This is a genomic window from Candidatus Goldiibacteriota bacterium HGW-Goldbacteria-1 (assembly GCA_002839855.1).
In the GTDB taxonomy this organism is placed as follows: Bacteria; Oederibacteriota; PGYV01; order PGYV01; family PGYV01; genus PGYV01.
The window spans coordinates 18,864-19,618 of sequence record PGYV01000005.1 but is presented as its reverse complement, the minus strand read 5'-3'; the positions used below and the strand labels follow the sequence as shown (position 1 = coordinate 19,618).

1 protein-coding gene is annotated in these 755 nt (G+C 49.3%); it reads left to right on the top strand.

Annotated elements, in window-relative coordinates; genetic code table 11:
* Nucleotides 1–755 (top strand): hypothetical protein (locus tag CVV21_05975; protein PKL91569.1); only part of this gene is annotated, 755 nt, incomplete at both ends.

Sequence of the window (755 nt, the reverse complement as noted above, 5' to 3'; positions counted from 1 at the left end):
TATAAAGTGAAGAAGGCATTCCCTGATGATAAGTTAAAATTAATGGGGCCGTGCCCGATGCAGCCTATGAACCAGGAAAGGCTTGCGGGCGAACCATGGCTTGCGCCGAAAGACGCGCCATATTGGGTTGAAAAGTTCTTAAAGAAGTCAGCCAAGTATGTGGACACGCTTGCGATACACGAATACCCGCTTTGGGCAAATAACAACGCCATCGCGCTTTTAAAGAAACCGCAGCAGACATGGCCTGTGTACATGCCAAAGTTCAGGTCGTGGATAAAGAAGTACGTAAACAGCGTACCGGGACAGGAAAAGAAATACGTGGAAATAGCGCTTACCGAATGGAACTCCGGCGAGGAAAATTCCATGACAGCGTTAATAGAAAACGCGCTGTTCTGCGCCGACTACCTTGGTTCGTTTATGAAAGAGGGCGGGGACATGGCTTTTTTCTGGGATCTGTTCACGCAGAAACCGGGACAGGGCGGCGGACACGGTATGTTTGACGCGGAAAACGACCCTACAAACAGGTCATCCGAAAGGGGCCATTACTGGCCTGTAATGTTATACGCGCAGAAGTTCGGAACAAATATGGTAAAGTGCGAATCTGATAACCCTGATTTGTCAGTGTACGCGGCAACAGGGGATAACGGAAAGCTTACCATCATGGCGATAAACAAGACAAAACTTTTTGCGGCTGACGCATCAATAGCCATATCCGGAACCGGAGTCGGCGGCGGCAAGGCATATCAGTTCAGCAA